The organism is Idiomarina aminovorans (assembly GCF_023155095.1).
In the GTDB taxonomy this organism is placed as follows: Bacteria; Pseudomonadota; Gammaproteobacteria; order Enterobacterales; family Alteromonadaceae; genus Idiomarina; species Idiomarina aminovorans.
Window position 1 is genome coordinate 18,706 of sequence record NZ_JAKNDA010000008.1, and the last position, 11,804, is coordinate 30,509.

General features: G+C 46.4%; 13 protein-coding genes and 1 other RNA gene. 7 read left to right on the plus strand and 7 right to left on the minus strand.

The genetic code is table 11. The features are described from left to right. Positions 1–49 precede the first annotated feature (49 nt). From glyA to ribBA, 4 genes are read left to right on the plus strand one after another with little or no spacing between them, the layout of a single operon-like run. Positions 50–1,306, plus strand: coding sequence for a serine hydroxymethyltransferase (gene glyA / locus L8G48_RS12560; protein ID WP_248264962.1), 1,257 nt, complete (start codon positions 50–52; stop codon positions 1,304–1,306). Between the two features lie 39 nt (positions 1,307–1,345). Next, positions 1,346–1,795 (plus strand): transcriptional regulator NrdR, encoded by a 450-nt coding sequence (gene nrdR, locus L8G48_RS12565; RefSeq protein ID WP_248264963.1) that lies wholly within the window; start codon positions 1,346–1,348, stop codon positions 1,793–1,795. Further along, positions 1,788–2,924: a bifunctional diaminohydroxyphosphoribosylaminopyrimidine deaminase/5-amino-6-(5-phosphoribosylamino)uracil reductase RibD gene (gene ribD, locus L8G48_RS12570; protein WP_248264964.1), complete on the plus strand. Its 1,137-nt coding sequence runs from the start codon at positions 1,788–1,790 to the stop codon at positions 2,922–2,924. Before nrdR ends, ribD begins: the two co-directional genes overlap by 8 nt. Before the next feature lie 13 nt (positions 2,925–2,937). Further along, on the plus strand, positions 2,938–4,053 hold the full coding sequence (gene ribBA, locus L8G48_RS12575; RefSeq protein WP_248264965.1) for a bifunctional 3,4-dihydroxy-2-butanone-4-phosphate synthase/GTP cyclohydrolase II: 1,116 nt from the start codon (positions 2,938–2,940) through the stop codon (positions 4,051–4,053). Here the strand turns inward: ribBA and L8G48_RS12580 are convergent. Genes L8G48_RS12580 through L8G48_RS12595 form a run of 4 tightly spaced genes read right to left on the minus strand, consistent with a single transcriptional unit; the run spans position 4,050 to position 7,429 of the window. Next, complete coding sequence (locus tag L8G48_RS12580; protein ID WP_248264966.1) at positions 4,050–4,961, minus strand: ketopantoate reductase family protein; 912 nt, start codon at positions 4,959–4,961, stop codon at positions 4,050–4,052. The two genes, ribBA and L8G48_RS12580, sit on opposite strands and share 4 nt — an antisense overlap. Then, positions 4,948–6,291, minus strand: coding sequence for an AmpG family muropeptide MFS transporter (locus tag L8G48_RS12585; protein WP_248264967.1), 1,344 nt, complete (start codon positions 6,289–6,291; stop codon positions 4,948–4,950). Before L8G48_RS12585 ends, L8G48_RS12580 begins: the two co-directional genes overlap by 14 nt. Then, positions 6,291–6,881, minus strand: coding sequence for a peptidylprolyl isomerase (locus L8G48_RS12590; protein ID WP_248264968.1), 591 nt, complete (start codon positions 6,879–6,881; stop codon positions 6,291–6,293). The genes L8G48_RS12585 and L8G48_RS12590 overlap by 1 nt, the downstream gene beginning before the upstream one ends. A 2-nt stretch (positions 6,882–6,883) precedes the next feature. Further along, entirely contained in the window at positions 6,884–7,429 is a 546-nt protein-coding gene (locus tag L8G48_RS12595; RefSeq protein ID WP_248264969.1) for a YajG family lipoprotein, read from the minus strand. Between the two features lie 129 nt (positions 7,430–7,558). On the opposite strand from L8G48_RS12595, the gene L8G48_RS12600 reads away from it, so the two are divergent. The 3 genes from L8G48_RS12600 to ffs all read left to right on the plus strand — a co-directional run bounded on the left by L8G48_RS12600 (position 7,559) and on the right by ffs (position 9,597). Beyond that, a complete protein-coding gene (locus L8G48_RS12600) occupies positions 7,559–8,647 on the plus strand; it encodes a ketoacyl-ACP synthase III (RefSeq protein WP_248264970.1) in 1,089 nt (362 codons plus the stop codon). A 20-nt stretch (positions 8,648–8,667) separates the two neighbouring features. After that, positions 8,668–9,417, plus strand: a complete 750-nt coding sequence (locus tag L8G48_RS12605; protein WP_248264971.1) for an enoyl-CoA hydratase — start codon at positions 8,668–8,670, stop codon at positions 9,415–9,417. Positions 9,418–9,500: 83 nt separating this feature from the next. Continuing rightward, an RNA gene (ffs, locus tag L8G48_RS12610) (signal recognition particle sRNA small type) lies at positions 9,501–9,597 on the plus strand. A gap of 16 nt (positions 9,598–9,613) precedes the next feature. Here the strand turns inward: ffs and L8G48_RS12615 are convergent. Genes L8G48_RS12615 through L8G48_RS12625 form a run of 3 tightly spaced genes read right to left on the minus strand, consistent with a single transcriptional unit; the run spans position 9,614 to position 11,346 of the window. Then, on the minus strand, positions 9,614–9,889 hold the full coding sequence (locus L8G48_RS12615) for a late competence development ComFB family protein (protein ID WP_248264972.1): 276 nt from the start codon (positions 9,887–9,889) through the stop codon (positions 9,614–9,616). Further along, the gene (locus L8G48_RS12620; RefSeq protein WP_248264973.1) at positions 9,879–10,829 is read right to left on the minus strand and encodes a histone deacetylase family protein; all 951 of its coding nucleotides are present in this window, start codon (positions 10,827–10,829) and stop codon (positions 9,879–9,881) included. Before L8G48_RS12620 ends, L8G48_RS12615 begins: the two co-directional genes overlap by 11 nt. Then, entirely contained in the window at positions 10,816–11,346 is a 531-nt protein-coding gene (locus L8G48_RS12625; RefSeq protein WP_248264974.1) for a primosomal replication protein, read from the minus strand. The genes L8G48_RS12620 and L8G48_RS12625 overlap by 14 nt, the downstream gene beginning before the upstream one ends. Positions 11,347–11,804: the final 458 nt, after the last annotated feature.

Sequence of the window (11,804 nt, forward strand, 5' to 3'; positions counted from 1 at the left end):
GGTAAAATACTGGATAAATTAAGACCATTTAATAATTTGGAGAGCTGTAATGCTTAAATCTGAGATGAACATTGCCGACTTTGACGCGGACTTATGGCAGGCGATGCAAGGCGAAGTTGAACGCCAGGAACAACACATCGAGCTTATCGCATCGGAAAATTATACCAGTCCGCGGGTGATGCAAGCTCAGGGCTCACAACTGACTAATAAATATGCCGAAGGCTATCCGCATAAGCGTTACTACGGTGGCTGCGAGTTTGTTGATAAAGTTGAAGACTTAGCCATTGAGCGAGCGAAAGAGTTGTTTGGTGCAAAATATGCCAATGTTCAACCACACTCAGGTTCTCAGGCAAATACTGCCGCATTCATGGCACTGATGGAAGCCGGCGATACTTTTCTGGGTATGAGCCTGGCTCACGGCGGTCACCTGACACATGGCTCAGGTGTTAATTTCTCCGGTAAGTTATACAATGCGGTTTCTTATGGTCTGGATGAAGCCACTGGTGAAATCGACTACGCCGACGTTGAAAAGCTGGCGCTAGAGCATAAACCTAAGGTTATTGTGGCTGGTTTTTCCGCGTATTCCGGCATTGTTGACTGGAAGAAATTCCGTGAAATTGCCGATAAAGTCAATGCCTACTTAATGGTCGATATGGCGCATGTAGCCGGTTTGGTTGCAGCAGGCGAGTATCCTGACCCAGTGCCTCATGCGCATGTGTTAACCACAACCACGCATAAAACTCTGGCAGGTCCACGTGGTGGTTTGATCATATCCGGTAGCGATGACGAAAAACTGCATAAAAAATTAAACAGTGCGGTATTTCCGGGGAATCAGGGCGGTCCTTTGTGTCATGTTATCGCTGGTAAAGCCGTTGCTTTCCAGGAAGCGTTACAACCGGAATTTAAAGAGTATCAAAAACAAGTATTAGTAAACGCGAACGCGATGGTGAAAACCATGCAGGCGCGCGGCTACAAGATCGTTTCTAACGGCACCCAAAACCATCTATTCCTGGTTGACCTTATTGATAAAGACATTACTGGTAAAGATGCAGACGCTGCATTAGGGAATGCCTTTATTACCGTGAACAAGAATGCGGTTCCGAATGACCCGCGTTCTCCGTTTGTGACGTCAGGGTTGCGTTTAGGCACGCCGGCAATTACCCGCCGTGGCTTTAAGGAAGCAGAAGCTGAGCAGGTTGCTAACTGGATTTGTGACGTTCTGGACGATATTGCTAACGAAAGCAAAATCAGCGAAGTTCGAGAGCAAGTTAAAGCGCTATGCGCTAAGTTTCCGGTTTACGGTTAATTGCTCGCTGAGGCTGAGCGCACTTAAAGGAGTCAGGCAATGCATTGTCCATTTTGCGGCACACAAGATACTAAGGTTATCGATTCGCGATTAGTTGCGGATGGCGCCTCAGTCCGTCGCAGGCGTGAGTGTAATCATTGCAAAGAGCGCTTTACCACCTTTGAAACTGCTGAGCTGGTTATGCCCAGAGTGATAAAAACCGATGGTTCACGCGAGCCGTTCAACGAAGACAAATTGCGAAATGGTTTTCTAAGAGCGCTGGAAAAACGGCCGGTCAGCCTTGAACTGATGGAGCAGGCCATTAACAAAATTAAATCCAGTATTCGTGCCACTGGTGAGCGAGAAATCACCAGTAACTTTATTGGCAGTCTGGTTATGGAAAACCTTAAGCAAATTGATAAAGTGGCTTATGTCCGTTTCGCCTCGGTTTATCGCTCATTCGAGGATATCCGTGAGTTTGGTGAAGAAATAGCGCGCCTGAATGACTGACTTAAAGCAACAACAGCAATTACAGCGTGATCATCATATGATGCACCGTGCTTTACTGTTAGCACGACGGGGGGTAATGACAACCCGGCCGAACCCGGCTGTGGGTTGTGTCATTACGGTTAACCACCGGGTTGTTGCCGAAGGCTGGCACCATCAGGCTGGAGAGCCCCATGCGGAAGTGCATGCGTTGCGCGTTGCCGGGCAACAGGCAAAAGGTGCCACGGCTTATGTGACACTGGAACCTTGTAGTCACATGGGGCGAACCCCCCCTTGTTCGGACGCTTTGATTGAAGCTGGCATTGCCCGCGTGGTGGTGGCCATGCAAGACCCTAATCCCCGTGTCAGCGGCAACGGTGTTAAGCGTCTGAAAGACGCTGGTGTGGTTGTTGAAGTAGGGGTTTTAGAAGCCGCCGCAGAGCGCTTAAACCCCGGATTTATTTCGCGTATGACCCTTCAGCGGCCATGGTTAACCCTAAAAATGGCAACATCGCTGGATGGGAAAACGGCGTTGTCGGATGGGCGAAGTCAATGGATTACATCGGCCGAAGCTCGCAGCGACGTGCAATTTTACCGTGCACAAGCGGATGCAATTTTAAGCGGTGCGGCGACCGTTTTGGCCGATAATCCAAAGTTAACGGTGCGTGTTGAGCAGTGGCCAAAATCACGTCAATTGCCTGAACCGTTGAAGCAGCCGGTGCGTATTATTATCGACAGTCAGCATCGGGTGAGTGACGATGCCAGACTGTTTGATTCTCCGGCGCCGGTTTGGCTGGTTCGGACAACACCGGGTAATGCCAGCCGTCACCCGCATTGTCATGAATTGATTGTCTCAGCAGATAAGAATGGCAAAGTTTGCCTGAAAGCGCTGATGGTTGAATTAGCGAACCGTGAAATTAATCAACTTTGGACGGAGTGCGGTGCAAACTTAGCCGGTGCTCTTATTGAACAGCAGTTATGCGACAGATTGATGATTTACAGTTCTGAGCAGATATTAGGCCACCAGGGCCGATCGGTTATCGATATGGCTGAGCCGATAAATTTAGCTTGCGCACCAAGATTTAAAATTATTGACCGTCGGCAGGTAGGCCCGGATCAACGCTTGGTTGCCGTACCTCATACACAAGATTAAAAGGTAAAGCGTTATGTCACTGCATAGCACAGAAGAGATTATCGACGACATTCGTCAGGGAAAAATGGTTATCCTGATGGACGATGAAGATCGCGAAAACGAGGGCGATATTATTATTGCAGCTGAATGCGCGACGCCTGAGGCTATTAATTTTATGGCCCGTTATGGGCGAGGACTCATTTGTTTAACCCTGACTGAAGAGCGGTGTAAGCAGTTGAATCTGCCGTTAATGGTGGACAAAAACAATGCGCCTTACGCAACAAACTTTACGGTTTCTATAGAAGCCGCTGAGGGAGTAACCACCGGTATATCAGCAGCCGACAGAGCAAAAACGGTATTGGATGCAGTAAAGAAAGACGCACAGCCAGAAGATTTAGTGATGCCGGGTCATATATTCCCGCTAAAGGCGAAGTCAGGCGGCGTACTGAACCGGGCGGGGCATACGGAAGCCGGCTGTGATCTCGCCCGTTTAGCCGGATTTGAACCCGCTTCTGTTATCGTGGAAGTGCTGAACGAAGACGGTACCATGGCCCGCCGTCCGGATCTTGAAGCTTTTGCAAAAGAGCACGACATTAAAGTTGGCACTATCGCTGACCTCATTGAATACCGTTCAATCCAGGAAAAAACCATAGAGCGGGTGGCGGAGTGTGATCTACCCACCGCGTTTGGTAAATTTCAGTTAATCACGTATCAGGACACCATCGATCAGCAAGTGCATTATGCCCTTATTCACGGTGATCTCTCGCAGGATAAAGTCACGAATGTCAGGGTTCACTTACAGGATACCTTTCACGATACGTTTTTAACGGAACGGGCTGCAAAACGCAGTTGGCCTATTCAAAAAGCCATGTCTTATATAGCAGAGCACGATGGGGTATTAGTTATTATCGGTCGTCAGCAAACACCGGATAATATTATTGCTCAAGTGCGGGAGTTCGAGGCACAAGATAAAGGTGAGCATAAGCCGACAACGTCAGCATCAAGTGCGTCTCGTAATGTTGGCTTAGGTTCACAAATTCTGGCCGACCTTAATATTCATAAAATGCACTTAATGAGCTCGCCAAAACGTTACTCTGCATTGTCAGGCTTTGGCCTAGAAGTGGTCGACTTTATTGAAGATAAAGACTAATAAGCGTAACGCTTCTGGAATTCATCGAGTAATGCCTGGTGAGTCGGTGTGGCAATGCCGGCTGACTCACCGGTCTTAATCAAATAGCCGGTTAGCTGTTGTATTTCAGTGCGCTTTTGTTGTTTGATATCTTGTAGCATTGACGAATGGTTTGATGCGGTTTCCTGTGCTACCCGAAGCACTTCCCGGTAGCAATTGTCGCGGGTGAATGACACATTTTGACTGTTCGCAACAGCAACGGCTTCAACCACCAAGTTGTAGAGTTGTTCCTGCCATTTATCTTTTAACAATTCGCCGTTAACACATTGATGAATGGCCGTTAGCGGATTTATAACACAGTTAATAATCAGTTTTAGCCAGCGCTTTTCACTCAGCTCTTGCTCAAATACAAGTGGAGGAAAAGTCGCTTGTAAAATAGACCAGGGAGAGAATTCTGTTTGTTCTGTTTCCTTTTCTGCTTCAAGCCAGCTGCGACCAACCCCTCGATGTTCTATGCAAATTTCACCGTTATTATTTCGATTTTTAACAGCGCCGTGAGTGGTCACCATATGACGCAAATTAAGTCCTTTTAAAGCCTCCGGCAACTGCACCATGCCGTTATGGCTAAGCAGAACAGGCATCGTTTTTTGAAAGCCATCTAATGCCGTTATTTGCTTTAGGGCATCGATAACATCAAAAGCTTTGACCGCAACTAAGAAAATACTGTTCTCAGGCAGTGGTAAGTGAACAACTGGAGCGCTATGGTTGATTTTTGCTCCAGAACGGATAACTTGCCAGTTTACCGTGTTGTGTTCAGTAAGGCGTGGCAATATAGAGACGGATTGCCCGTGTTCAAGCAAGCTGCCTGCAATCAGGCCACTAATGGCACCGGGTCCTAATATGACCCAGTTGGGGCTAATCCTTGTCACGGTTTTTCTCCAACGCTGTTAATGGCTTACGAATAACCCATAGGAAAATAAGACTGGGTATAACCATTACAGCGGTTAGCACGAAAAACAGCGCCCAGTTTCCATTCATTGAATCGACAATAACGCCACTGTAAGAAGCTAATGCGGTTTTACCTAAGGTGCCGAGTGAGGCCATAAGAGCGTACTGGGTGGCGGTGAAGGTGCGGTTGCACAGCAAACTGATAAAAGCGACAAAGGCTACGGTTGACCAAGCACTGGTAAAGCCATCTATCAAAACCGCGCTGAGGAAAAGGCTGGTGTCAGGGCCAACCAGTGCAATCCAGGAAAACATCAGGTTAGATGCGGCCATCGCTACGCCGCCAATCATTAAACCTTTAACTATCCCTAGTCTCAGGTTAACGGCACTGCCAAGCAGTGCAAAAACAATAGTCACCCACCAGGTAACAAGTTTTGAATAGGTACCGATTTCCGCGTTGGTAAAGCCGACTTCCTTATAAAACACAATCGACATTCGGCCGAGAAAAGCTTCACCTATTTTAAACAGAAAGATAAAGGCAAGAATTGAGAAAGCCAGTTTGACGCCGTTACGGGAAAAAAACTCTCCAATAGGCTGAACTACAGTAACAGAAATCCGTTCCTTCATTGCTGGCCAATAGTTGGTGAGCTCAGTCTTTATAATTGGGTCCTGGTGATAGGTGGTACGGCGGACAACGAGCACGACTGAGGCCAACCCCAGCATGACGCAGCCCAGGCCGAAGTAGGCATGTTGCCATTGCCAGTTTACACCATCGACAAAAAAGAACGGCAGGGCACCTAAACCACTGTAGCCGGTCCACCATCCGGCGGTTGTCATTGCTGCACCGGCACTTTGTAGACGGCCTTCGGTTTCTGCGAAAGACTCGATTCGGTAGGCATCAATCGCAATATCCTGAGTTGCAGAACTTACTGCAATACCCAGCGCGATTATTCCGACCAGATGGAGGTTATTGGTAATATCCAGACAGGCTAATGCGAAACAGCCGCTCGCGATTAGCATCTGGCAGAGAAAAATCCAGCTTCTTCGTTGACCCAGCAAACGGGTAAGCAGCGGAAACTTGAAATTGTCTATAAGAGGAGCCCATAAGAAGTTTATTGAGTAAGCCACTGAAACAGCACCAAAGTAACCAATGGTTGAGCGGGTAAGGCCGACTTCCTGCAACCACGCTGAAAGGGCTGAGCCAATCATCACCCACGGAAAACCGCTGGCAAGGCCCAGAACAAAAATAACTAATACGCGAGGCTGTTTGTAGACTTTCAAGTCTTGCCAGAAAGTCAGTTTTGTTAACGCCATCAGTTTTGCGGTATAACCTCAATACGTTTTAAAATGGGCGGGTCGACAGGCACGTCAGCCCAGCCTATATCATCACTGTACGCCTGTGACTCAAGTTCAGCCATGGCTTCGAGTACATCTAACCCTTCAACTATACGGCCAAAGACCGCATAGCCCCAGTCGCCATTGTCAGGATCCAGTGAGCTGTTGTCATTTAAGTTAAAGAAGAACTGGCGGGTACCGGAGTGCGGCTTGCGTTCACGCGCCATGGCAATAGTGCCATATTCATTGTTAAGGCCGTTACCGGATTCGTTGGCTATTTTTTCATAGTGAGGTTTGCCCTGAAAATCTTCGTTATAGCCCCCGCCCTGAATAACAAAGTCCGGTACCAACCGATGAAATATTGTGTCGTTGTATTGAGCTTTCTTTATGTAGCGGAAAAAGTTTTTAACCGTTAAAGGTGCAGCGTCGCGGTTTAACTCAACCACAATGTCGCCCATCGAAGTCACCATCTTTACTCTTGGAAAAGGATTGTCCGGCTGAATTTCGGCGTGGCTTATGCCAATAAAGAATGCCGCCGCAATGCCAATAAAATAGTTAAACCATCTCATCGTTAAAAATCCTTTTGTTCTGGCAGTCGTAGCTTAGGATCGTTCGCAATATCTGTAACTACCGAATTTAATAACTGTTTGAACTGGCGTTCGATAGTAGCCTGAGCTGGTTTAAGACCGCCGCTTGAGCGGTAGGTTCCAGAGTAGAAGTTACTGTAGCGACGATTATCGCGAGTTGCCTCAACGCGAATGGTAATACTGTGCTCAAGCTCATACTTAATGGTATGAAGGGTGGCGTCAATTAAGGCTTTTTCAATACTCACGTACCAGCTAAGGCCATTGTTACTATCAGAGCCTGTGACTGGCTGTAACGCCTCTTCAACTATGCGGGTTAAAGGTCTTTGAGCCGGAGTGAATTCAGCTTTGTCTTGTTCTTTTTTATGGCGATACAGGTAAGAATAAGAGCGTTTATCTCTGATTTCTAATTTACTCACTGGCGTGTTGAGCTTATTGACAACGCTGTCAGCACTAATAATTAAGGGATCAGGCTGACTCTGACAAGCACTCACAAAAAGTACAAAAGCTGCGGCAAATAGTGTTCGAAACATGTGGTTAATCCTTTTTTATGGCGGTCATTCACCTAGCGTCGATTCGTGCTATGATACGCTGAAACGGTATCGTCATAAAACACCCTACTATTATGACGATACTAGCCGACAGAAGTAAAAGGTTTTGCCGTGACTAAATTTGCTGAAATTACCGGTTGGGGAAAATGTCTGCCGCCGGCTGTAATGACCAATGATGATCTTGCAACCTTTTTGGAAACATCCGACGAATGGATTGTTTCACGAACAGGAATTTCCGAGCGTCGAGTGAGCCATGTCGGTACATCCGAGCTGGCAACCGTTGCTGCTCGCAATGCGCTGGCGGCAGCTGACTTAGACCCCAATGAGTTGGATTTAATTATTGTCGGTACCTGTACAGCCGATGAGCTTATTCCTAACGTCGCCTCTAAAGTGCAACAAAACATTGGCTCAAAGAACGCGGCGGCTTTTGATTTGAATGCAGCATGCAGTAGTTTCTTGTACGCCATGCACGTTGCCACTCAAGGCATAAAAACCGGTGTACATAAAAAGGTATTGCTGATTGGTGCCGAGCGTTTGACTCGTATTCTCGACTGGACCAAGCGCGAAAGTGCGGTGTTATTTGGTGACGGTGCCGGCGCTATGATTCTGGAAGCGACAGATGAAGAAGTTGGCTTATTGGCCAGTCATATTAGCTGTGACGCAGATGCACGCGACGTGCTGAGTCTTGATTTCGGTTCCAATTTTGACCGGTTCAATTTTGACGGTATTATGCAGTTTGATTTTGTGGGTCAGGAAATATACAAGCGTGCTGTGAAAGGTATGAGCGCGGCAGTCCACAATGTATTTCAGCAAACTGGCATGACAACCGATGATATTGACGCGCTTATTCCACATCAGGCCAATAAGCGTTTAATCGATTTTCTTGGGAAAATGTGTAAAGTTCCGAGTGAAAAAACCGTTATTAATATTCAAAAATACGGCAATACCTCTTCGGCCACTTTACCTATAGCCTTTGCTGAAGCTGCTGATAATGGCATTATCAAGCCTGGTGACAGTATTATGTCCGCGGTGTTTGGCGGTGGACTCACCTGCGGTGCCGGGTTAATAAAGTGGGGACAAAGGGTGACACCCAAGCGCCCTAACCAGATGGAATTACCGGCAGGTGACAAGACGGCATTAGAATTGATTGTACCTATGCATGAAGCAACTAAAAAAGCATGGAAGAATCGCGATCAGTAATCAGTGACAGGAGACGTATTTTGAGTAATGAAGAACGGGTACAAGTTTCACAAGATAACGGCGTTGTCCGCATACGTCTGAATCGACCGGAAAAGAAGAATGCTTTTACTCAGGCTATGTATACAACCTGCAACGAGGCTTTAAAAGCCGCAGATAACGACGCTTCTGTTCATGCGGTACTTTTTGAGTCCAGCGGTGACAGTTTTTCTGCCGGTAACGATTTAAATGATTTTTTAGCCGTCGAAAATCTGGATGAGTCAGCTCCGCCTTTTCAGTTCTTACACACACTTGCGCAGGTTGAAGTACCTATAGTCGCCGCTGTCAACGGACTGGCCATCGGTATAGGTACAACGCTCTTACTGCATTGCGACCTGGTTTACAGCAGCGATGATGCGGTGTTTGCATTACCTTTTGTGCAACTTGGGTTGTTACCTGAAGCTGCATCAAGTTTATTACTGCCGCAAATTTGCGGGTATCAAAAAGCTGCAGAGTTACTTCTGCTTGGCGAAAATTTCGATGCGCAAACAGCTCAGCAAGCCGGTTTTGTTAATCATGTGGTTTCCGTTGAACGTTTGCCTATTGTGGTTAGCGAAGCGTTAGATAAACTGCGTAAACAATCCGGTAAGTCGCTGCGAATTTCTAAGCATTTATTAAAACAGCCGGCTGAGTCGGTAGCTGATCGCATTAGCCGGGAAGCGACATTTTTTGCTAAAGCATTGAACTCGGACGCCGCTCGCCAGGCTATTGCCGCGAAGCTGCAGAAAAAGTAAGCAAAAGGTTTTCTGTGGGTTGTTTCAGCCGGGTAACTGGTTCATAATGCAGCCCGCTTTGAGTAAAGCGTTTATGGTGACTCTGCGGGTCCCCTCGCAACGCTAACTGGTGAACCCGGTCAGGCCCGGAAGGGAGCAGCCGTAGTCAGGGATGTGTGTGCCGAGGTGTGGCTGGTAGAGTCGCCACCCCATTTTATTAATCGCCGTCAGGGCGTCTCCTCTCTTTCAAAAATTCCAATGCTTCTGTTATTGCCTTATGCACTTGCATTTCCATGTCCAGTCGTTTTGAAGGCGGCAAAAAGAAAGCCATATCAACTTCATGACGAATGTATCGAGGCGGTAACTGATTGAGCACCAGACAACAAAGATCAGAAAGAAATTCCTGACTGTATTGCTTTTCCAGCTCCAGTTCTTCTATTCGGTCTGACACTAAGCGTTCGTAATAATTATGAATATCATCATCAAACTTCATATATTTTTCCTTCTAATGGTTTGCTTTCAGTGTAGAGATAATAGCTGGCTCTTAGTAATTGAGCATGTGCTCTGACCAAACGCTCTAAATTACGCTGGTATCCACCGCCTATAACCGCTGCTATTGGAATATTTTGTTGCTTTGCAAAGTTGAGTACTGCCAGGTCACGTTGAAAAATCCCGGCCAGACTTATATTAAGATGCCCCAGCTCGTCGCGCTGATAAATGTCCACGCCGGCGTCGTAAAGAATTAAATCAGGTTTAACATGGTCTCTGATAAACTCAAGAACACGCTGTAATTCCGCCAAATACTCTTTGTCTGACGTGTCTTTCCTCAAGGCTATGTCTAAATCTGAACGTGCTTTAGAGAAGGGGAAATTACGCTCTCCGTGAATGGAACACGTAAAAACTCTATGGTCATTAGCGAACAGGGTTGCTGTTCCATCACCTTGGTGCACATCGGTATCCAACACGGCAATTTTTAAATTAGGCGCGTTGCGCAGAATTTCATTACAGGCTATCGCCAAATCATTCAGTAAACAAAAACCACTTCCCCAGTCTTTATGGGCGTGGTGATACCCACCCGAGAAATGTATCGCTATGCCGTTAATCAAAGCTTGCTTCATTGTAAGAAGGGTTCCGCCGGCTGAAGTAAGAGTACGTTTTAACAGGGGCTTTGACCAGGGAAAGCCAATACGACGCCAGGCCGCTTTATCAATACTGTTTTCGCGTAACTGAGTCAAATAATGCGTACAATGCGTTGCGGATACTTGCTCCCAATTGAGGGGTTGTGGGGTAAACCACTGATTGCTTTTAGCACCATGTTTTATCGCCCAGTCTTTCAATAAGCGATATTTCTCTATTGGGTAACGATGCCGGGGAGGTAAATCTAACGCACTGTATAAAGGTGAGTAAATAAAAGGAACGTCAACCTTCTTCATAACGACTGATCTTCTTTTCCAGTGTATCAATTGCCATTTGGCAACGATTTAGTCGTTGCTGAGCTGTTTGAATAAGCGTCGAATTATTATTCGCTACGGCAGTATCAAGGTTTTCCGTGAGTCGCCTTTCGTAATCCCGGTAGGTCACTAACTGCTGATGCATTTGTTGAACTTTATTCTGTGCAGTAATGCGCTGATCCTGCTTTTGCCGCGGCGGTTTATTGGCTCGAAAAGTAGTATTCAAGGCTTCAAGCTGTAAACTGAGTTTTTCCGCAAGGTACTGCTGGGCATTTGGGTTCATGCTCTGTTGCAGCTGATGAAAAAGGCTTTGGGTCTCCATCACGTAATCCACCGCAAGGTTTGAGTGCTGGCTAAACAATGATTGATTAAACCAGTTTTCACTCATTTCCCGTTGCTTCTGCCGATTTTGCTCGTCAATTCGTTCAGCTTGGTTCTCTAACCTGCTGAGCAACTGTTTAATATGTTGTATTGATGTTGCGTTTAAAGTCTCTTTCATGCTCTTATATTAAAGGATTTTGGAACTTAGGTCACGAAATTGGATCTGTCATTAAACATAGATTAATAAATAAGTTGTTTAAAAAACGTTGAATTTGAGAAGTCAGTGTTGTTCGTTGATCAAAAAGTGATACTATTCTGGAAGGAGTAATATCCATAGTTAGGTAATTAACTATCTAAACTTAGGATGTGAAATGGGTTGACGACAGGATGTTGTCCAAGAAAATATCTGGAGATTGCGAGAGTCCAGATCCGTGTTCTGCACTGAATACAAAGCGACAACTATAGCGCGGTTGACTCAGTCTACTTGGTTGACAGCGTATGGTCATCGTGGGACTATCTTTTGATATTGCTTATTAGAGCAATACTCATAAAGTGTAGAACTAGATCTTTTCGTCATTCAAACAACTGGTGTTTCGCGCCTCAGGCGTTGAAGCGGAAGTTAAGTCAAATTGGTTG

What these genes read in the sequence shown, in the direction of transcription:
- glyA (WP_248264962.1), top strand. Translation starts at nt 50, where the DNA reads ATGCTTAAATCTGAGATGAACATTGCCGACTTTGACGCGGACTTATGG.
- nrdR (WP_248264963.1), top strand. Translation starts at nt 1,346, where the DNA reads ATGCATTGTCCATTTTGCGGCACACAAGATACTAAGGTTATCGATTCG.
- ribD (WP_248264964.1), top strand. Translation starts at nt 1,788, where the DNA reads ATGACTGACTTAAAGCAACAACAGCAATTACAGCGTGATCATCATATG.
- ribBA (WP_248264965.1), top strand. Translation starts at nt 2,938, where the DNA reads ATGTCACTGCATAGCACAGAAGAGATTATCGACGACATTCGTCAGGGA.
- L8G48_RS12585 (WP_248264967.1), bottom strand. Translation starts at nt 6,291, where the DNA reads ATGGCGTTAACAAAACTGACTTTCTGGCAAGACTTGAAAGTCTACAAA.
- L8G48_RS12590 (WP_248264968.1), bottom strand. Translation starts at nt 6,881, where the DNA reads ATGAGATGGTTTAACTATTTTATTGGCATTGCGGCGGCATTCTTTATT.
- L8G48_RS12595 (WP_248264969.1), bottom strand. Translation starts at nt 7,429, where the DNA reads ATGTTTCGAACACTATTTGCCGCAGCTTTTGTACTTTTTGTGAGTGCT.
- L8G48_RS12615 (WP_248264972.1), bottom strand. Translation starts at nt 9,889, where the DNA reads ATGAAGTTTGATGATGATATTCATAATTATTACGAACGCTTAGTGTCA.
- L8G48_RS12620 (WP_248264973.1), bottom strand. Translation starts at nt 10,829, where the DNA reads ATGAAGAAGGTTGACGTTCCTTTTATTTACTCACCTTTATACAGTGCG.
- L8G48_RS12625 (WP_248264974.1), bottom strand. Translation starts at nt 11,346, where the DNA reads ATGAAAGAGACTTTAAACGCAACATCAATACAACATATTAAACAGTTG.